Below are 17,593 nucleotides of genomic sequence, written 5' to 3'. Positions count from 1 at the left end.
TTCCGGCCCCGCACAATGGGCGCATGCGCGCTGCCCGGCTCATCAAGATGGTCCTGCTCCTCCAGTCGCGGTCCGTGATGTCCGCCGCCGAGCTGGCGGAGGAGCTGGAGGTGTCGGAGCGCACGGTGACGCGGGACGCGCAGGCGCTGTCGGAGGCGGGTGTCCCGGTGTACGCGGACCGGGGCCGGACCGGCGGCTACCGGCTGGTCGGCGGCTACCGGACCCGGCTCACCGGGCTGGCCCGGGACGAGGCCGAGGCGCTGTTCCTGTCCGGGCTGCCGTCCGCGCTGCGGGAGATGGGACTGGACGACGCGGCGTCGGCGGCCCGTCTGAAGGTGGCGGCCGCCCTGCTGCCCTCCCTCCGGGACGCTCCCCGGTCCGCGGCGCGCCGCTTCCATCTGGACGCGCCGGGCTGGTTCCACGAGCCGGTCACCCCCGGGCTGCTGCCCGCGGTCGCGCAGGCCGTGTGGGACGACCGGCTCCTCCGCGCCCGCTACCGCCGGGCGGCGGGCGCGGAGGAGACCGAGCGGGAGCTGGCCCCGTACGGCCTCGTGCTGAAGGCCGGTGTCTGGTACCTGTGCGCCCGCGCCGGGGACGCGGACGTCCGGGTGTACCGGATCGACCGGTTCACGGCGGTCGCGGTGTCGGAGACCCGGTTCGAGCGGGATCTCGACTTCGACCTGCCGGGCTTCTGGGCAAAGCGGGCGGCGGAGTTCGCCCGGTCGATCCTGCGTGCCGAGGTGACCGTACGGCTGTCCGGCGCGGGGCTGGCGCGGTTGCCGCACGTCGTGGACCCGGCCGCCGTCGAGGAGGCGCTGGCGGGGGCGGCCGGGCCGGACGCGGACGGGCTGCACACGCTGACCCTGGCGGTGGAGTCGGAGGAGGTCGCCTACGACCAGCTGCTGCGCCTGGGGCCGGAGTTGGAGGTGCTGGCGCCCTCCGCGCTGCGGGCGCGCTTCGGCCGGGCCGCCGCACGCCTGTACGCCATGTACCGCTGAGGGCCGTCCGCCGCCCCCGGGCGTGCGGCACCCGGCGCAAGGGCGGATGCTGGAGCGGTGATGGACGAGACGGAGTTCTGGGAGATCATCGACAGCACCCGTGAGGCCGCCGGGGGCGACCCCGACGAACACGCCGATGTGCTCGTCGAACGGCTGGTGCAGCTCGATCCCGACTCCGTGCTGGATTTCGCACGGCACTTCGAGGCCCGCTACAACCGCGCCCACCGCTGGGATCTGTGGGGCGCCGCCGCCGTGCTGCTGGGTGAGGCGGACGCCGAGGCGTTCGAGTCCTTCCGGTGCTGGCTGATCGGGCAGGGCCGGGAGGTGTTCGAGGGGGCGGTGCAGGACGCGGACTCCCTCGCCGGCCTCCTGGAGGACTTCGACCCGGAGTTCGACGGTGACGGCGAGGAGCTCGGCTATGCCGCGGACGAGGCGTACGAGCAGCTGACCGGTGTGGCCGCACCCGATCCGGGGGTGCCGCCCGAGCCGGCGGAGCCCCTGGGCACCCCGCTCGACCCGGGCGACGAGGCGGCGCTGGCGGAACGGTTCCCCCTGCTCCGGGACCGCTTCGGCGTGTTCTGAGAGGCCGCGTCGACAACGCTGCGGGTCAATACACCTTAAGGCTGTCCCGTAATCCGTGGTGGAGCAGCGTGCGGCGTCAGACGCGGTACATCGCAAGGCGGAGGGGCGTTCGCATACGTATGGGGGTGCCCCCGGGCGAAGCCACCGGGGGAGTATGCGGACGTTCCGACAACGCCGCGAGGTGCCGTGGCTGTCGTCGCGCGCCCGCCAGGGATTACGGGACAGCCTTTAGGTGAGCGAGCGGCCCATCAGTACGTCGTCGACGTAGCGGCCGTGCAGGAAGAACTCTCCCGGGAGCACGCCTTCGACGGCGAAGCCCTCCGAGGCGTAGAGCGCCCGTGCGGGCGTGTTGTGCCCGAGGACGCGCAGGGTGATCCGTACGGCCCCCTGCCGCCGGGCCTCGGCGAACGCCGCCCGGAGCAGTGACCGCGCCACTCCGCGGCCCCGCGCCTGTTCGGCCACGGCGAGGCCCTGTATCTGCCGCACATGGGAGTTGCAGGCGAGCGGGGTGGGGCGGCCGAGGTGGATGTAGCCGGTGAGGTGCCGCTCTCCGTCCTCCGTGTCCGCCTCGGCGACGAGGAAGTCGGCGGGGGTGTGCCGTTCGTCGAAGAACGGCGCGTAGGGCGGCTGCGGTTCCGGCTGCACGGCGTGCAGCGTGGACCAGGTGGCCCGGTCGAGTACGCCGAGCGCCGGCCCGTCCGCGAGCACGGCGGGACGGACGGGGTACGGGGAGAGGGACTGCGGAGCGTTCGCCATGGGGATCATGGTTTCACGCGCCCCCGCGGGGGTCTTCCCCCTTTCCGTTCCGTCACGCCGCCTCCGTCCGCCGCGCCACATGGGGCAGGATGGGCCCATGCCGCACTCCCGAATCGCCGTCAGCGGATCGACCGGACTCATCGGAGCGGCGCTCGTGCGCTCGCTGCGGGCCGACGGGCACGAGGTGGTGCGCCTGGTGCGCCGCCCCGCCGCCACCGGTGACGAGGTGGAGTGGGATCCCCGGCGCCAGTACGTCGACGCGGCGGGCCTGGTGGGCTGCGACGCGGTCGTCCATCTCGCCGGGGCCGGGGTCGGCGACCACCGGTGGACCGAGGCGTACAAGCGGGAGATCCGGGACAGCCGGGTGCTGGGCACGGCGGCGATCGCCGAGGCCGTCGCCTCGCTCGACACCCCGCCCCGGGTGCTGCTGGCCGGCTCCGCCATCGGTTTCTACGGCGACACCGGGGACCGCGCGGTCGACGAGAGCGCGCCGCCCGGCGACGGGTTCCTGCCGTCGGTGTGCGTGGAGTGGGAGGAGGCCACGGCAGCCGCCGAGGAGGCCGGTGTCCGTACGGTGCACGCGCGGACGGGTCTGGTCGTCGCCCGGCGGGGCGGGGCCTGGGGACGCCTCTTCCCCCTCTTCAAGGCGGGGCTGGGCGGCCGGCTCGGCGACGGCCGGCAGTACTGGAGCTTCATCGCCCTGCACGACCACATCGCGGCGATGCGGCACATCCTGGACACCGGGTCGCTGTCCGGCCCGGTCAACCTGACCGCGCCCGCCCCGGTCACCAACGGCCAGGTGACGGCCGCGATGGGGCGGGTGCTGCGCCGGCCGACGCTCTTCACCGTGCCCGCGCCGGCCCTGCGGATCGCGCTCGGCGACTTCGCCGAGGACGTCCTGGGCAGTCAGCGGGTGGTCCCCGCGCGGCTGCTCGACTCGGGCTTCACCTTCGCCTTCCCGGGGATCGACTCCGCCATCCGGGCCGCCCTGCGCTGAACGGCGCGGCCGGACGGCTCCGGCCGGGTCCGCCGCCCGTCCTGCCCGCCCGCGCTCCCCGGCCGGGCCCGCCGGCCGTACTGCCCGCCCGCGCTCTCCGTGCGTACTCCCGGCCGCGTGTGCTCCGCCCGTGCTCCCCGTCCGCGCTCTTCGGCCGTCCTGCGTCCGGGTGGCACAGCCACGCACCGGTACTCCCGTCCGACGAACGACTGTGCGACCCCGTGCACCGGTGCCCGGGTCGCGCGCGACTGCTCCCCGAGCGGCACGCGACTTAGCCTCAAGCGCGAACTCCGGTATTCCGGGGGCCTGGTGGGGGCAGGAGCCCCCCAGCAGTCGTACCGACTCGGGGAGGGCACGTGCTCACCGCAGATACGGCACACCACGCGGACGTGGTGGTCATCGGGGCCGGAATCGCCGGTCTGACAGCCGCTCACCAGCTGATAAGCGCAGGGGTGGACACCTGCGTCCTGGAGGCCGCCCCCCGCGTCGGCGGGCGGATGGCCACCGACGAGACCGACGGTTTCCGGCTCGACCGCACCGGTCCGCTGCTCAGCTCCTCCTACCCGGAGCTGCGCACCGCGCCGGGGCTCGGCTCCCTGGCGCTCCGGGAGTTCGCCCCCGGGGTGCTCGTGCACAGCCAGGGCCGCCGCTACCGTTCCGGCGACGTACGGAGCGCAAGGGGCGCACTGCGGGCGGCACGCTCCCGGTCGGGCGCCCCCCGGGCCCCGCTGGGCGGCGCCATCGAGCAGGCCAGGCTGGGCGCCTGGCTGAGCCGGCTCGCCACCACACCGGCGTCCCGGATCCTGGCCCGGCCCGACCTGCCCGCGCTCGACGCCCTGTCGGCACGCGGCCTCCCGCCCCGCACGGTCGACGGGTTCCTGCGTCCGCTGCTCGCGGCGCTGCTCAGCGATCCCGTGCTCGCCACCTCCAGCCGCTGCGCCGATCTCGTCCTGCGCAGCTACGCGCGCGGCGGACTGTGCGTGCCCGAGGGCGGGGCCTCGGCCCTGCCCGAGCTGCTGGCCGCCGCACTGCCGGCGGGAACGGTACGGACCGGGGTGCACGTCACGGGCGCGGACATCACCTCCGTACGCACCAAGGAGCACGGGGAACTGAGCTGCCGTTCCCTGCTGCTGGCCACGGGGGCGGGCGCCGCCGCCGAGCTGCTCCCGGGGCTGCGCACACCGGACTTCCACCCGGTGACGGTGCTGCACCACACCGCCCCCGCTCCCCCGCCGACGGGTGCCCGGCTGCTGCTGGACGCGGACCGGTCGGGGCCGGTCTCGCACACGGCGGTGATGAGCGCGGTCGACCCGTCCCGCGCGCCCCTGGGCCGGACCCTGATCACCTCGACGGTGCTCGGTCCCCCGCCGCCCGACCTGGACCGCACGGTCCGGTCCCACCTCGCCACGCTGTACGGCACCCCCACGCACGACTGGGAGCTCCTGGCGGCCACCCACGACCCGGAGGCGGCCCCCGCGATGGCACCGCCGCACGACCTGCGCCGGCCGGTCCGGGTGCTCGCCGGGCTGTACGTGTGCGGCGACCACCGGGACACCAGCACCGTGCAGGGCGCCCTGCACTCGGGCCGGCGGGCGGCCGCGGCGATCCTGGCGGACCTGGGCGTACGGCGGAACCCGGCGGACGGGACGGCGCTGCCCGCCGCGGCGTGAGCGGGAAGGGCCGGGGCCGACGGCGCGCGGGGAGGGCACCGGGGCCCGGCGGGTCCCAGGCCCCCGGGGTCAGCCCAGGGACGCCACCCGGTCGCGGTAGCCGCGCACGGCGACCGCGTCCCGGTAGGGCTCCAGGCGCCGCTCGAAGTCGCGTACGTACTCCGCCGCCCGCACCGAGCGCATCTCCGCCGCCTGCTGGGCGGCCTCGGCCCCCAGCAGGCAGGCCTGGTCGAGCTCGCCCAGCCCCAGCCGCGCGGTGGCCAGCACCACCCGGCAGAACAGCCTGCTCCGGGCGTACGCCGGGGCGCGCAGCTGGAGCGACCGCTCCGCGTGCTGTGCCGCCGCCCGGTACTGCTGGAGGTCGCGGTGGCAGTGGCCGAACTCGTCGGCGAGCTGCGCCTCGTCGAAGTGGCGGGCCCAGGAGGGCGCCTCGTCACCGGTGCGAGTGCTCTGCAGGGCCCGTTCGGCGCGTACGAGGGCGGCGACGCACGCCCGGGTCTCGCCGAGGACGCCGTGCCCCCGGGCCTCGACCGCGTGCAGCAGGGCGAGCACGACGGGCGGGGCCGCCGAGCCGATGCCCTGCTGGGCGACCCGGGCGAGCTGGACCGCTTCCCTGCCGTGCCCGAGGTAGACCGCCTGCCGGCTCATCGTGACCAGCACGAAGGCCCCGTACGCCCGGTCGCCCGCCGCCTGCGCGAGGCGCAGCGCCTGGACGAAGTACCGCTGGGCGAGTCCGTGCGCGCCGATGTCGTACGACGTCCAGCCGGCCAGCCTGGTCAGGTCCGCGGCGGCGGAGAACAGCCGCCGTCCGACGGCCTCGGTGTACGTCCCGCGGAGCATCGGCTCGGTCTCGTGTTCCAGGTACCTGACGAGGGCCTGGCGGGCGTGGCCGCCGCCGTAGGCGTTGTCCAGGGCCCGGAAGAGGTCGCCGACCGAGTGGAGCGCGGCGATGTCGCCGTTGCCGACCCGCTGGCCGGGGCCGCGCTCCGTGCCCCGCTGGCGGGGGACGGCCGGGTGGGACGTGGCGGAGGGGCCCGGTGGCCGGGCGGGGGCGGGGCCCCTGGGCACGGGCCTGCCGCTGTGCGCCGCGGCCCCGTGCGGGCCGGGACCGTGCGGGCCGGGCCCCTGCGGGGGGCCGAAGGCGTGGCCGCCGGGGGTCTGGGGGGCGTCGGGCCGGCGGGCCGCGGGGAACGTGCCCGGCGCGCCCGCGGGGCGCGGGCCGCTCGCCGCGCGGGCACCGCTGCGGGGTTCGGCCGGGCGGTCGGCCGGCGGGACCGCGCCACCGGTCCCGGGTCCCGTCCCCTCGCCGCGGCCGACCCATTCGTCGGGCCGCCCGATCAGCCAGTCGCGGCTGGGGACGACCAGCCCGGCGGGGGTGAAGGCGATCTTGCGCAGTTCCGTCTGGCTGCCGGAGTCCTTCCGCCACAGACCGCTGACGATGTCCACGGCCTCGGCCGGGGTGGCGGCGAACTCCAGTCCCGCGTAGACGGGCGCGCACGCGTCCAGGCCGAGATCCTGTGCGGAGAGTCTGCGCCCGAGCCGCCGGGTGAACACCTCGGCGATCAGCGCGGGGGTGGTGCCACGCGGCTGCTGGCCCCGCAGCCAACGGGTCACCGAGGTTTTGTCGTACCGCAGATCGAGGCCGTGTTCGAGGCCCAGCTGATCAACCCGGCGGGCGAGGCCCGCATGGGAGAATCCGGCTTCCGCGATGAGCGCAGCGAGCCGCCGGTTGGGGGTGCGCTGCGGAGGTCGTTCCGACATCAGCTGTACGGTCTCCTGCCTTCGGGGCCGGCCCGGCGGCCCTACGGGAACGGCGCGAATGTAGCTCTCCCACCAGCGATGCAACCGACCTTCGCTTCACATTCATCCGATCGTGTGAGGATTGCGAAGTTCGCTGACAGCGGGTCCCCGGGACCGGGAACCGGCCCCGGGCCGGCCTTCGCCCGGTGAACCTGCCGGTCCCGCGGCGGGGCCCCGGTCGTACAGTGGCCCGGGGCGCACATCAGTGCACGGTGACGCGGTCCCGGGGACACCCCTCCCGGCGCCGCACGTAGGGAGGCACCCGAAGTGAGCGAGCTGCGGTTCGTCCGAGTGGGATTCGGCGAACAGGCCGTCGACTACCAGAAGGCCTGGGACATGCAGCGGGAGGTGCACGCCGCCCGCTTCGAGGACACCGTCCCGGACACCTGTCTGCTCCTGGAGCACCCGCCCGTCTACACCGCGGGGCGGCGTACCGCCGACAGCGAGCGTCCGCTGGACGGCACCCCGGTCATCGACGTGGACCGCGGCGGGAAGATCACCTGGCACGGTCCCGGACAGCTCGTGGGCTATCCGATCCAGAAGCTGCCGCGCCCGGTCGACGTGGTCGCCCATGTGCGCCGTCTGGAGGAGGCGCTGATCCGCGCCTCGGCGGAGTTCGGTGTGGAGACCTCCCGGGTCGAGGGGCGCAGTGGTGTCTGGGTGCTGGGCGACCCGGTCGGGGAACGGCCGTCGTCCGGCGGGCTCTCGCTCGACTTCGACCCCCGTCTGCACGACGAGGAGTTCGACGCACGTCTGAACGGCCCCGAGTACGCGCCGTCCAACGCGGGCCAGCGCCGTGAGGACCGCAAGCTGGCGGCGATCGGCATCCGGGTCGCCAAGGGCGTGACGATGCACGGCTTCTCCTTCAACGTGAACCCGGACAACACCTGGTTCGACCGGATCGTGCCGTGCGGCATCCGGGACGCGGGCGTCACCTCGCTCGCCTACGAGCTGGGCCGCGACATCACGATCGCGGACGTCCTTCCGGTCGTGGAGAAGCACCTGCGGGAGGTCCTGGAGGGCGCGGAACTCGCGCCCCGCGCCGTGGAGGGCGGCCGGGCCGCCCCGGCCCCCGCCTGAACGGCCCCGGGGCCGGACCGCCCGAAACCGCCCGGCCCCGGGAATACGGCCTGTCGGCCACAGGTTGGGCGGACGTAAGACCGTTCTAACGACGGGCGTACCCTGGTGTTCACCGAAGATTCCAATGCCGAAGTAACCAGTGCAGTGAAAGCAAAGGGGAGTGCCGGAGTGTCCGCTGTCGCACCCGACGGGCGCAAGATGCTGCGCCTGGAGGTCCGGAACAGCCAGACCCCCATCGAGCGCAAGCCCGAGTGGATCAAGACCCGGGCGAAGATGGGCCCCGAGTACAACCAGTTGCAGAAACTCGTGAAGAGCGAGGGTCTGCACACCGTGTGCCAGGAGGCCGGCTGCCCCAACATCTTCGAGTGCTGGGAGGACCGGGAGGCCACCTTCCTCATCGGCGGCGACCAGTGCACCCGGCGCTGCGACTTCTGCCAGATCGACACGGGCAAGCCGCAGGCGCTGGACCGGGACGAGCCCCGTCGCGTCGGCGAGTCCGTCGTCACGATGGACCTGAACTACGCCACCATCACCGGCGTCGCCCGTGACGACCTGGAGGACGGCGGGGCCTGGCTGTACGCGGAGACGGTCCGCCGGATCCACGCGCTGACGGCCGGCCGGGCGGACGGCGCGACCAAGGTCGAGCTGCTGATCCCGGACTTCAACGCGGTCCCCGAGCAGCTCGCCGAGGTCTTCTCCTCCCGCCCCGAGGTGCTCGCGCACAACGTCGAGACGGTGCCCCGCATCTTCAAGCGGATCCGCCCCGGTTTCCGGTACGAGCGCTCCCTCGAGGTCATCACCCGCGCCCGCGAGGCCGGCCTGGTGACGAAGTCCAACCTGATCCTCGGCATGGGCGAGACCCGTGAAGAGGTCAGCGAGGCGCTCAAGGACCTGTACGACGCCGGGTGCGAGCTGATCACCATCACGCAGTACCTGCGGCCCACGCCGCGGCACCACCCCGTCGAACGCTGGGTGAAGCCGCACGAGTTCGTGGAGCTGAAGGACGAGGCCGACGCGATCGGCTACTCCGGTGTGATGTCGGGGCCGCTGGTGCGTTCCTCGTACCGCGCGGGCCGTCTCTTCCAGCAGGCCATGGACCGGCGCGCCGAGACCGCCGAGGCGTCCCCGGCGGCCGCCGGGGCTGTGTGAATTCGCGCACAAGGATTTACCGAGAAGTAAGCACCGCACCGGAGCGGCCCGTACGCACCCCCGCAGGCCAGGGGGCCCGTATGGGCCGCTTCGGCGTGCAAGGCCCTGGAATCAGGGGTTCATTGGTGTTTGACCGACCGGTCATGCACTGGTAACACCGAGCAGTGACCCTAGGTACACGGATGGCAGCGGCTCCCGTGGGCCGCCGCCGTCACTGCTTCCCGCCACCCCGTGCGCGCCCGGTGCGCGCGCCGCCGCCCCGAGGGGAAACAACCGTCATGCATGCCGCACCGGTCCGGGCCAACGCGCTGCCGGCCGTCACCACCGCCCTGCGTGCCGTCGAGTCGCTGCTGATGGGCAGCGGCCAGCGCACCGCCCGCCGCAACGCCTGGAACGCCGTCCTGGAGGACCGCCGCCGGGCCAGGGACCGGGTCGAGGCCGAGCACGTGCTGAGCGCCGTGGCCGACCGGCGTTCCTAGGCCGCCGGGTCGCCACGTAAACTTCGGTACATGGCGAGGAAGGCAAAATCTGAAGGCGCGGACAGCGCCGAGAACGCAGGGCGGCTCAAGCAGATCGCCCTGACCTACAAGATGACCAGGCGGAGCGACCCCAAGGTGGGTCTTGTCGTCGCGGGTGTGGGAATCGTCACCTTCGGTGTCTTCCTCGCGATCGGTTTCCTGATCGGTCACCCCATCTACGCGGGCATCCTGGGCTTCGTGCTGGCCTTCCTCGCGATGGCCATCATCTTCGGCCGGCGTGCCGAGCGTGCCGCCTTCGGGCAGATGGAGGGGCAGCCGGGCGCCGCGGCGGCCGTGCTGGACCGGGTGGGCCGCGGCTGGACCACCACTCCGGCGGTCGCGATGAACCGCAGCCAGGACGTCATCCACCGTGCGGTCGGCAAGGCGGGCATCGTGCTGGTGGCGGAGGGCAACCCGAACCGGGTGAAGAGCCTGCTGGCCGCGGAGAAGAAGCGGATGGCGCGCATCGTGGTGGACGTGCCGGTGCACGACATCATCGTCGGCGACGGCGAGGGGCAGGTGCCGCTGAAGAAGGTGCGCACCACCATGCTGAAGCTCCCGCGGGTCCTGACCGGCCCGCAGGTCACCTCGGCCAACGACCGGCTGCGGGCGATGGGGGACCTGATGAGCAACATGCCGCTGCCGAAGGGGCCCATGCCGAAGGGCATGCGGATGCCGCGCGGCGGGAAGATGCGCTGACGGCACGGTACGGAGCATGAGGGCGGCCCCGGACGTACATCGTCCGGGGCCGCCCTCATGCTCCGTACCGCCGTACGGCGGGTACATGCGGTGCTCTGTGCCGGATCCCGATCAGATACGGACCTGGACGGAGCGCGAGAGGCGGTCGTGGAGGCCGCGGCTGTCGCGGTCCCAGACCAGCGCCGGGATGACCAGCAGGAGCAGGACCGTACGCAGGAGGACCCGGCCGATGCCGAGCCGGCCGCCGTTCTCCGCGATGACCCTCAGGCCGCAGAGGCGCTTGCCGGGGGTGGAGCCGACCGCCGTGACGGTGAGCAGGCTGAGCACGAGGAAGATGCCGAGTGCCCAGTTCCCGGCCGCCTGCTGGTCACCACGAGCGAGCAGCCCGTATGCGATCAGCATGCAGCCGGCCCAGTCGATGAAGAGGGCGCCGAAACGCCGCCCGAGGGGCGCCACCGAGCCCGGGCCCTCCTGCGGCAGGCCGAGGCGCTGCCCCCGGTAACCGAAGTCGGCGCCCATCTCCTCTGCGGCCGCGCGGGGGCCGGAGAGCCACGATCCGATTGCTTGCCTGTTGTCCACCCGTCCACGGTACTGCGCCCCTGTTTGCCCCCGGCCCGGCGGGGCACGGGAACGTCGCTGAGTGCCCGCTCACAACCGGGCTGGTTAACTTGGGCGAAACAAATGGGTCATGCTGGAGAAATCCTGCCTGCCTATGGTCGGGGCCAGCGTGTGCCACCGCACTGGCCGCACAACGAGCTGCAACCCCGCCCGTTCCCGGGTCGGGAGTAGGAGGAGTTGGATGTTCCAGAACGCCGACGAAGTCCAGAAGTACATCGCCGACAACGACGTCAAGTTCGTCGACGTCCGGTTCTGCGACCTGCCGGGTGTGATGCAGCACTTCACGATCCCCGCGGCGACCTTCGACCCGGCCGAGGAACTGGCTTTCGACGGCTCGTCGATCCGCGGCTTCCAGGCCATCCACGAGTCGGACATGGCCCTGCGCGCCGACCTGTCGACGGCCCGGGTGGACCCCTTCCGCCGCGACAAGACCGTGAACATCAACTTCTTCATCCACGACCCGATCACCGGTGAGCAGTACAGCCGCGACCCGCGGAACGTGGCCAAGAAGGCCGAGGCGTACCTGACCTCGACCGGCATCGCCGACACCGCCTTCTTCGGCCCCGAGGCCGAGTTCTACGTCTTCGACAACGTCCGCTTCCAGACGTCGGCGAACGAGAGCTTCTACCACATCGACTCCGAGGCCGGCGCCTGGAACACCGGTGCCCTCGAGAACAACCGCGGGTACAAGGTCCGCTACAAGGGCGGCTACTTCCCGACCCCGCCGGTCGACCACTTCGCCGACCTGCGCGCCGAGATCTCCATGGAGCTGGACAAGAACGGCCTCCAGGTCGAGCGCCAGCACCACGAGGTCGGCACCGCCGGCCAGGCGGAGATCAACTACAAGTTCAACACGCTGCTCGCCGCGGCCGACGACCTGATGCTCTTCAAGTACATCGTGAAGAACGTCGCCTGGCGCAACGGCAAGACCGCGACCTTCATGCCGAAGCCGATCTTCGGCGACAACGGCTCGGGCATGCACGTCCACCAGTCGCTGTGGTCCGGCGGCTCCCCGCTCTTCTACGACGAGCAGGGTTACGCGGGCCTCTCGGACATGGCGCGCTACTACATCGGCGGCATCCTGAAGCACGCCCCGTCGCTGCTGGCCTTCACCAACCCGACGGTGAACTCCTACCACCGCCTGGTCCCGGGCTTCGAGGCCCCGGTCAACATGGTGTACTCGCAGCGCAACCGCTCGGCCGCGATGCGCATCCCGATCACGGGCTCCAACCCGAAGGCCAAGCGCGTCGAGTTCCGCGCCCCGGACCCGTCCTCCAACCCGTACCTGGCGTTCTCGGCGCTGCTGATGGCCGGCCTGGACGGTGTGAAGAACAAGATCGAGCCGCCGGAGCCGATCGACAAGGACCTCTACGAGCTGGCTCCCGAGGAGCACGCGAGCGTCCAGCAGGTCCCGACCTCGCTCCCGGCCGTCCTCGACGCCCTGGAGGAGGACAACGAGTACCTCCAGGCCGGTGGCGTCTTCACGCCGGACCTGATCGAGACGTGGATCGACTACAAGCGCACCCACGAGATCGCCCCGATCCAGCTGCGCCCGCACCCGCACGAGTTCGAGCTGTACTTCGACCTGTAGAAGACGGGGCCGGTCCCGGCCCGTCGCAGGTACGGCACGAGGGCCGTCCTCTCCGCGAAGGAGAGGGCGGCCCTTTCCGCGTCCGGCGCCCGTGGAAGGGGCGGCCGGGCGGGGGCGTCAGCCGCGCGGGGCGAGGGTTCCCGCGGCGGTGACGCCGCCGTCGACCAGGAGGTCGGTGCCGGAGATGAAGCCCGCGGCGGGGCCGAGCAGGAATTCGGCGGCTGCCGCGATGTCGGCGGGGGTGCCGGGGCGGCGGGCGTTGGAGGAGTCGATCATGGCCCGCATGTGTGCGCCACTCTCCCCCGCGAGTTCCCTCTGTCCCATCGGGGTCGAGATCACACCGGGGCTGATGGAGTTGACGCGGGCGCGCCGGGTGCCCCAGGTGGTGCTGGCGGCCCGGACGTGGAGCTGGTTGGCCTTCTTGGCGAAGCTGTAGGCGGCCCCGGGGTGCGGGAAGCTGTCCGCGGCGGTGAGCGGCAGCGACAGCAGCCGGTCCGCGGGGGTCGCGGTGAGGGCCTGGACCTGTTCGGGGGTGAAGGCGGGGTAGGCGTGGCCGGCCATGCTGGAGATGACGAGTCCCGCTCCGCCCTCGGCGACCACCTTGCCGAACTCCTCCAGCACCAGCGCGACTCCGAGCAGGTCGACGGCGAGGATCGCCGGTACCGGCGCCTGGACCGGGGAGAGGCCCGCGGTGTGCACGACGGTGCGGACCTCGCCCAGCGATGCCGCCTTCTCGGCCAGCGCGGTCACCGAGGCGTGGTCGGACACGTCGACGTGCTGCCGGGTGAGGGTGTAGCCCTCGCCTCCGAGCCGGGTGGCCGCGCTCTCCAGGAGTTCCGCGTCGAAGTCGGCGAGCAGCAGGTGGGAGGCGGGGTCGAGGCGGCGGGCGATGGCCTGTCCCATGCCCCCGACTCCGATGATCACTGCGATGTGCTGGGCCATGGTGCTCTCCTGGGCGGGTCGGTGCGGCCCCGGCGGGCCGGGGGTCTCCAAATTTAATTACGTTACGGTTCGTAATTTAATTCAGTCCGCCGGCTGAAGGGAAGCCCCTAAAATCCTCTGCATGAGCGAGACGACCCGGCGCGGCCGGCCCCGGAGCGCGGCCGCCGATCAGGCCATCCTGGAGGCCACCCGGTCCCTGCTCGGGAGTGGCGGCTACGCGGGCGTGTCCATGGAGGCGGTGGCCGCCGAGGCGGGGGTGGGCAAGCCGACCGTCTACCGGCGCTGGGCGTCCAAGGCGGCGCTGGTGGCCGACGCCGTTCTGACGAGCGAGGCGTTCGGCGCGTGGGAGCAGCCCGAGGAGCCGGCCGGCTCCGGCGACGTGGGCCACGACGTGAAGGCGTGGCTCCGCGCGCACGCGGAGAGGATGACCGCTCCCGGCCAGATCCCCCTGGTGCTGGCGCTGGCCGCCGCGGCGGCGGAGAGTCCCGGTGGTGCGGGGGAACCGCTCTACCGCAGGCTCACGGGCCCCCGGCACCGGGCTCTGGTCGCACGCCTGGAGGCGGGGGTCGCGGCCGGCCAGCTGCGGGCCGGCCGCGACCTCGACGCCGTGGCCGACGCGCTCATCGGCGCTCTGCTCTACCAGCTGCTCACCGGGAACGCCGCCGCGTCGGCCGCGCGGGCGGAGGATCTGGTGGAGACGGTGCTCGAAGGGTTCCGGCCGGCGCCTCTTGCGGAGACCGCCGGGCGGGGACGGGGCTGACGGGGCGGGAGTGCCCGGCGGGCGCGGACGGTCCGGCGGACGCCGGCTCCGGGCCGTTGCCGCTCGGTGTCAGCCTGTCGGCGGCGGTCGTCGCACTCGGCGCCGCCCGGGTGCGGGGGGAGCATGCCGCTCGCCGGGGCGCCGGCCGGTTACGGCGAGCCGGCGGGGCCGGAGCGGGCGCTCCGGGGCGGGCACGGCCGTGCCCCGGGAGCGTTCCCGGGGCACGGACCGGACGGTGGCGGCCGGTGGTGGTGGCGGTCAGCGGCCGTAACGGATCAGGGCGCGGACCATACGGCAGGTGGTGTCGGACGGCGGGTGGATGTCGAGGCGGTCGGCCATCGTGCGGATCCTGGCGTTGCCGGCGCTCGACGGCTGGTACACACCGGCGTCGAGCAGGGCTATCGCCAGGCGCATGGCCTTGAGACGGCGGTTGTGGGAGACGTACCACTCCCGGGGCCGGCCTGCGGGGAGCCGCTTCTTGCGCAGGGGCCGGTACACGGGCTGGTCGAGCGGCTGGGTCGTGGCTGTGGCTGTGGTGATGGCCATCGGCAACCTCCTGGCGCATGGTGGGACCCTCACGAACTGCTTCCATTTTACCGCTCACCACTGACAATCGTCCCTGTTCAGGGGCTTTTGAGGCAGTCACTCGCGTACCCTGGCCACCATGGAGATCTGGATCAACCCGGCCTGTTCCAAGTGCCGCAGCGCGGTGAGTCTGCTCGACGCCGAAGGGGCCGACTACACGGTCCGGCGCTACCTGGAGGACGTCCCCTCCCCCGCCGAGATCCGGGCCGTCCTGGAGCGGCTCGGACTGGAGCCGTGGGACATCACCCGGACCCAGGAGGCGGCCGCGAAGGAGCTGGGGCTGAAGGAGTGGCCCCGGGACGCCGGGGCGCGCGAGCGGTGGATCACGGCGCTGTCCGAGCACCCGAAGCTGATCCAGCGGCCGATCATCACCGCCGACGACGGGAGCGCCGTGGTGGGGCGGACGGACGAGGCGGTGCGGGACGCGCTGGGGCGGTAGGCGGATCCCCGGAGCGGGTCCCTCCTCCCGGGGGGTGCCCGGCGGAGCGGGGGCGGCTTCCGGGTTCCCGTCGCCGATGGCGCGGTGACGCCGGCAGTCCGCGGTTCCACCTGCCTCCGGCCGGATTCCGGGGCCCGCCGCGGTGGCCGTCCCGGGCCGTCCCCCGGTGCGGACCGTATCCAGTTCGCCGCCTGATGAGACGCCTCCGGGCGGCGGGCACCAGCCCCGCGACACCCTCGGGAAACGCCGGTAACACGGGGTTCACATACGGGCAACGGCCGGGAAATCGCGTCTTGCCAAGCTGCGTGGCATAGACCGCAGCACCCGCAAAGGATGGCTTCCGTGACGTTCAAGGCTGAGTACATCTGGATCGACGGCACCGAGCCGACCGCCAAGCTCCGTTCCAAGACGAAGATCATGGCCGGAAGCCCGTCCCAGGACGTGGCGGAGCTGCCCATCTGGGGCTTCGACGGTTCGAGCACCAACCAGGCCGAGGGCCACGCCTCCGACCGGGTCCTGAAGCCGGTCTTCAGCTGCCCCGACCCGATCCGCGGCGGTGACGACATCCTCGTCCTGTGCGAGGTCTTCAACATCGACATGACGCCGCACGAGTCCAACACCCGCGCGGAACTGCGTCCGGTCGCCGAGCGGTTCGCCGGCCAGGAGGCGATCTTCGGCATCGAGCAGGAGTACACCTTCTTCGACGGCCACCGCCCGCTGGGCTTCCCCGAGGGCGGCTTCCCGGCCGCGCAGGGCGGCTACTACTGCGGTGTCGGCTCGGACGAGATCTTCGGCCGCGACATCGTCGAGAAGCACCTCGACAACTGCCTGAAGGCGGGCCTGGGCATCTCCGGCATCAACGCCGAGGTCATGCCCGGCCAGTGGGAGTTCCAGGTGGGCCCGCTGTCCCCGCTGGAGGTCTCCGACCAGCTGTGGGTGGCCCGCTGGCTGCTGTACCGCACCGCCGAGGACTTCGACGTCTCCGCGACCCTGGACCCCAAGCCGGTCAAGGGCGACTGGAACGGCGCGGGCGCGCACACCAACTTCTCCACCAAGGCGATGCGCGAGGGCTACGACGCGATCATCACCGCCTGCGAGTCGCTCGGTGAGGGCTCCAAGCCGATGGACCACGTCAAGAACTACGGCGCGGGCATCGACGACCGTCTGACCGGTCTGCACGAGACCGCCCCGTGGAACGAGTACAGCTACGGCGTCTCCGACCGCGGCGCCTCGGTCCGTATCCCGTGGCAGGTCGAGCAGGACCGGAAGGGCTACATCGAGGACCGGCGTCCCAACGCCAACGTCGACCCGTACGTCGTCACCCGGCTGATCGTCGACACCTGCTGCACCGCGCTGGAGAAGGCCGGCCAGGTCTGATCCCGCCCGTGTCCGCGTATGTGGAGGGCGCCCGCCTGCCGGCGGGCGCCCTCCACTCGCATGTGCGGGGAGGGGCGGCGCGGGTGTGCGGGGAGGGGCGGCGGAGAGGCGATCGTACCGACGGCTGAGAGACCCCTCCTTCGCGGCCGGGATCTCTGCTTCAATGGGGGCATGGCCGGTTCCGGGAACATCGCGTCGGGTCGCAGCGACCTCGAGCCGTTCTGGCCGTCCCGTCAGCACCACGACTTCGACCGGGTGTGTTGCCGCGCGTGGAACGCGCAGGCCCTCTAAAGCCGCTCACCGGCGGTCTTCGGCCCGCGCGTACGACGTACGTCCCTCGACGACTCCTCGCGCGAAAGAGCTGACTCCCATGGCGAACACCCGTGTTTTCCCCGCCACTTCGGCCGCGGTGGCCGCGGACACCTCCCGCAGTACCCTCTCCCCCGGCCGGCACCGGCTGCGTGCCGTCGACCGTGACGAGGTCGTGGAGCTCCCCGACGTCGCCGGTCTCCTGCCGCCGGGGGCCACCTGGCTGCCGGCGCCGCAGCACACGCTCCCGGCGCTGCCCGGCCGGCCTCCGATGGTCGGTTATCTGGTCCTCGTCCCCGCCGACCAGCAGCCCGCCCTGGCCGGGGCCGTGGCCTCCGCCCCGAACGCCCGCTCCGTGCCGGACGGGGCCGCCGCCGGGGCGCAGGACGGCCCGGTGGTGATCGACCCCGTCCGGCGCACGGCCTCCGTGGACGGTGCCGCCCTCGACCTGACCTATCTCGAATTCGAGCTGCTGGCCCACCTGGTGGCGCACCCTCACCGGGTGCACACCCGCGACCAGCTGGTGACGACGGTGTGGGGGTACGGGCACGTGGGTGACGGCCGGACCGTCGACGTCCACGTCGCCCGGCTGCGCCGCAAGCTGGGCGCCGAGCACCGCCGTTCCATCCAGACGGTCCGGCGGGTGGGGTACAAGTACATCCCCTGAGCGCGTTCTCCGGCCTGCCGGGAGGGCTCCGGCGGGCCGGGTGTGCGCGTGGTGCC

The 17,593-nt window shown here is 72.9% G+C and carries 18 protein-coding genes; 13 read left to right on the top strand and 5 right to left on the bottom strand.

What is annotated here, in order from left to right; genetic code table 11:
- The first annotated feature begins 23 nt into the window (after positions 1–23).
- A complete protein-coding gene (locus CP967_RS25065; protein WP_150490139.1) occupies positions 24–998 on the top strand; it encodes a helix-turn-helix transcriptional regulator in 975 nt (324 codons plus the stop codon).
- A 60-nt stretch (positions 999–1,058) separates the two neighbouring features.
- Positions 1,059–1,580, top strand: a complete 522-nt coding sequence (locus CP967_RS25060; protein ID WP_150490138.1) for a DUF4240 domain-containing protein — start codon at positions 1,059–1,061, stop codon at positions 1,578–1,580.
- Between the two features lie 228 nt (positions 1,581–1,808).
- Here the strand turns inward: CP967_RS25060 and CP967_RS25055 are convergent, their stop codons facing one another.
- Positions 1,809–2,336: a GNAT family N-acetyltransferase gene (locus tag CP967_RS25055; protein ID WP_150490137.1), complete on the bottom strand. Its 528-nt coding sequence runs from the start codon at positions 2,334–2,336 to the stop codon at positions 1,809–1,811.
- 97 nt (positions 2,337–2,433) lie between these two features.
- Between CP967_RS25055 and CP967_RS25050 the strand changes: the two genes are divergently transcribed.
- Positions 2,434–3,333 (top strand): TIGR01777 family oxidoreductase, encoded by a 900-nt coding sequence (locus CP967_RS25050; RefSeq protein ID WP_150490136.1) that lies wholly within the window; start codon positions 2,434–2,436, stop codon positions 3,331–3,333.
- 356 nt (positions 3,334–3,689) lie between these two features.
- On the top strand, positions 3,690–5,003 hold the full coding sequence (locus CP967_RS25045) for an NAD(P)/FAD-dependent oxidoreductase (protein ID WP_150490135.1): 1,314 nt from the start codon (positions 3,690–3,692) through the stop codon (positions 5,001–5,003).
- A gap of 69 nt (positions 5,004–5,072) precedes the next feature.
- On the opposite strand, the gene CP967_RS25040 is transcribed toward CP967_RS25045, so the two are convergent.
- Positions 5,073–6,764, bottom strand: coding sequence for an NsdA family TPR-like regulatory protein (locus CP967_RS25040; RefSeq protein ID WP_150490134.1), 1,692 nt, complete (start codon positions 6,762–6,764; stop codon positions 5,073–5,075).
- A gap of 306 nt (positions 6,765–7,070) precedes the next feature.
- Here CP967_RS25040 and lipB point away from each other — a divergent pair, with 306 nt between their 5' ends.
- From lipB to CP967_RS25020, 4 genes are all read left to right on the top strand, one after another.
- Positions 7,071–7,883: a lipoyl(octanoyl) transferase LipB gene (gene lipB / locus CP967_RS25035; protein ID WP_150490133.1), complete on the top strand. Its 813-nt coding sequence runs from the start codon at positions 7,071–7,073 to the stop codon at positions 7,881–7,883.
- 168 nt (positions 7,884–8,051) lie between these two features.
- A complete protein-coding gene (lipA, locus tag CP967_RS25030; protein WP_150490132.1) occupies positions 8,052–9,032 on the top strand; it encodes a lipoyl synthase in 981 nt (326 codons plus the stop codon).
- A gap of 278 nt (positions 9,033–9,310) precedes the next feature.
- Positions 9,311–9,511, top strand: coding sequence for an SCO2195 family GlnR-regulated protein (locus CP967_RS25025; protein WP_150490131.1), 201 nt, complete (start codon positions 9,311–9,313; stop codon positions 9,509–9,511).
- 30 nt (positions 9,512–9,541) lie between these two features.
- Positions 9,542–10,249 (top strand): DUF4191 domain-containing protein, encoded by a 708-nt coding sequence (locus CP967_RS25020; RefSeq protein ID WP_150490130.1) that lies wholly within the window; start codon positions 9,542–9,544, stop codon positions 10,247–10,249.
- A gap of 111 nt (positions 10,250–10,360) precedes the next feature.
- Here CP967_RS25020 and CP967_RS25015 read toward each other — a convergent pair whose 3' ends face one another.
- Positions 10,361–10,828: an RDD family protein gene (locus CP967_RS25015; protein WP_150490129.1), complete on the bottom strand. Its 468-nt coding sequence runs from the start codon at positions 10,826–10,828 to the stop codon at positions 10,361–10,363.
- Between the two features lie 220 nt (positions 10,829–11,048).
- Here CP967_RS25015 and glnA point away from each other — a divergent pair, with 220 nt between their 5' ends.
- Positions 11,049–12,458 carry a type I glutamate--ammonia ligase gene (gene glnA / locus CP967_RS25010; RefSeq protein ID WP_150490128.1) on the top strand — a complete coding sequence of 470 codons (1,410 nt, stop codon included), beginning with the start codon at positions 11,049–11,051 and terminating at the stop codon, positions 12,456–12,458.
- 117 nt (positions 12,459–12,575) lie between these two features.
- On the opposite strand, the gene CP967_RS25005 is transcribed toward glnA, so the two are convergent.
- Positions 12,576–13,400, bottom strand: a complete 825-nt coding sequence (locus CP967_RS25005; RefSeq protein ID WP_150490127.1) for an SDR family oxidoreductase — start codon at positions 13,398–13,400, stop codon at positions 12,576–12,578.
- 121 nt (positions 13,401–13,521) lie between these two features.
- Here CP967_RS25005 and CP967_RS25000 point away from each other — a divergent pair, with 121 nt between their 5' ends.
- A complete protein-coding gene (locus CP967_RS25000) occupies positions 13,522–14,160 on the top strand; it encodes a TetR/AcrR family transcriptional regulator (protein WP_150490126.1) in 639 nt (212 codons plus the stop codon).
- Between the two features lie 258 nt (positions 14,161–14,418).
- On the opposite strand, the gene CP967_RS24995 is transcribed toward CP967_RS25000, so the two are convergent.
- The gene (locus tag CP967_RS24995; protein WP_373300340.1) at positions 14,419–14,700 is read right to left on the bottom strand and encodes a hypothetical protein; all 282 of its coding nucleotides are present in this window, start codon (positions 14,698–14,700) and stop codon (positions 14,419–14,421) included.
- Between the two features lie 124 nt (positions 14,701–14,824).
- Between CP967_RS24995 and CP967_RS24990 the strand changes: the two genes are divergently transcribed.
- The 3 genes from CP967_RS24990 to CP967_RS24980 all read left to right on the top strand — a co-directional run bounded on the left by CP967_RS24990 (position 14,825) and on the right by CP967_RS24980 (position 17,537).
- On the top strand, positions 14,825–15,184 hold the full coding sequence (locus CP967_RS24990; RefSeq protein ID WP_150490124.1) for an arsenate reductase family protein: 360 nt from the start codon (positions 14,825–14,827) through the stop codon (positions 15,182–15,184).
- A gap of 342 nt (positions 15,185–15,526) precedes the next feature.
- Complete coding sequence (gene glnII / locus CP967_RS24985; RefSeq protein ID WP_150490123.1) at positions 15,527–16,561, top strand: glutamine synthetase; 1,035 nt, start codon at positions 15,527–15,529, stop codon at positions 16,559–16,561.
- A gap of 370 nt (positions 16,562–16,931) precedes the next feature.
- Positions 16,932–17,537, top strand: a complete 606-nt coding sequence (locus tag CP967_RS24980; protein WP_150490122.1) for a winged helix-turn-helix domain-containing protein — start codon at positions 16,932–16,934, stop codon at positions 17,535–17,537.
- Positions 17,538–17,593 lie beyond the last annotated feature (56 nt).

The sequence above is a fragment of the Streptomyces nitrosporeus genome, assembly GCF_008704555.1.
Classification (GTDB): Bacteria; Actinomycetota; Actinomycetes; order Streptomycetales; family Streptomycetaceae; genus Streptomyces; species Streptomyces nitrosporeus.
Note: the sequence above shows the minus strand (reverse complement) of the source record. Positions and strands in the feature narration are given on the sequence as shown.

Coding starts and splice junctions, on each gene's coding strand:
- CP967_RS25065 (WP_150490139.1), top strand. CDS start 24: ATGCGCGCTGCCCGGCTCATCAAGATGGTCCTGCTCCTCCAGTCGCGG.
- CP967_RS25060 (WP_150490138.1), top strand. CDS start 1,059: ATGGACGAGACGGAGTTCTGGGAGATCATCGACAGCACCCGTGAGGCC.
- CP967_RS25055 (WP_150490137.1), bottom strand. CDS start 2,336: ATGGCGAACGCTCCGCAGTCCCTCTCCCCGTACCCCGTCCGTCCCGCC.
- CP967_RS25050 (WP_150490136.1), top strand. CDS start 2,434: ATGCCGCACTCCCGAATCGCCGTCAGCGGATCGACCGGACTCATCGGA.
- CP967_RS25040 (WP_150490134.1), bottom strand. CDS start 6,764: ATGTCGGAACGACCTCCGCAGCGCACCCCCAACCGGCGGCTCGCTGCG.
- CP967_RS25025 (WP_150490131.1), top strand. CDS start 9,311: ATGCATGCCGCACCGGTCCGGGCCAACGCGCTGCCGGCCGTCACCACC.
- CP967_RS25020 (WP_150490130.1), top strand. CDS start 9,542: ATGGCGAGGAAGGCAAAATCTGAAGGCGCGGACAGCGCCGAGAACGCA.
- glnA (WP_150490128.1), top strand. CDS start 11,049: ATGTTCCAGAACGCCGACGAAGTCCAGAAGTACATCGCCGACAACGAC.
- CP967_RS25005 (WP_150490127.1), bottom strand. CDS start 13,400: ATGGCCCAGCACATCGCAGTGATCATCGGAGTCGGGGGCATGGGACAG.
- CP967_RS25000 (WP_150490126.1), top strand. CDS start 13,522: ATGAGCGAGACGACCCGGCGCGGCCGGCCCCGGAGCGCGGCCGCCGAT.
- CP967_RS24990 (WP_150490124.1), top strand. CDS start 14,825: ATGGAGATCTGGATCAACCCGGCCTGTTCCAAGTGCCGCAGCGCGGTG.
- CP967_RS24980 (WP_150490122.1), top strand. CDS start 16,932: ATGGCGAACACCCGTGTTTTCCCCGCCACTTCGGCCGCGGTGGCCGCG.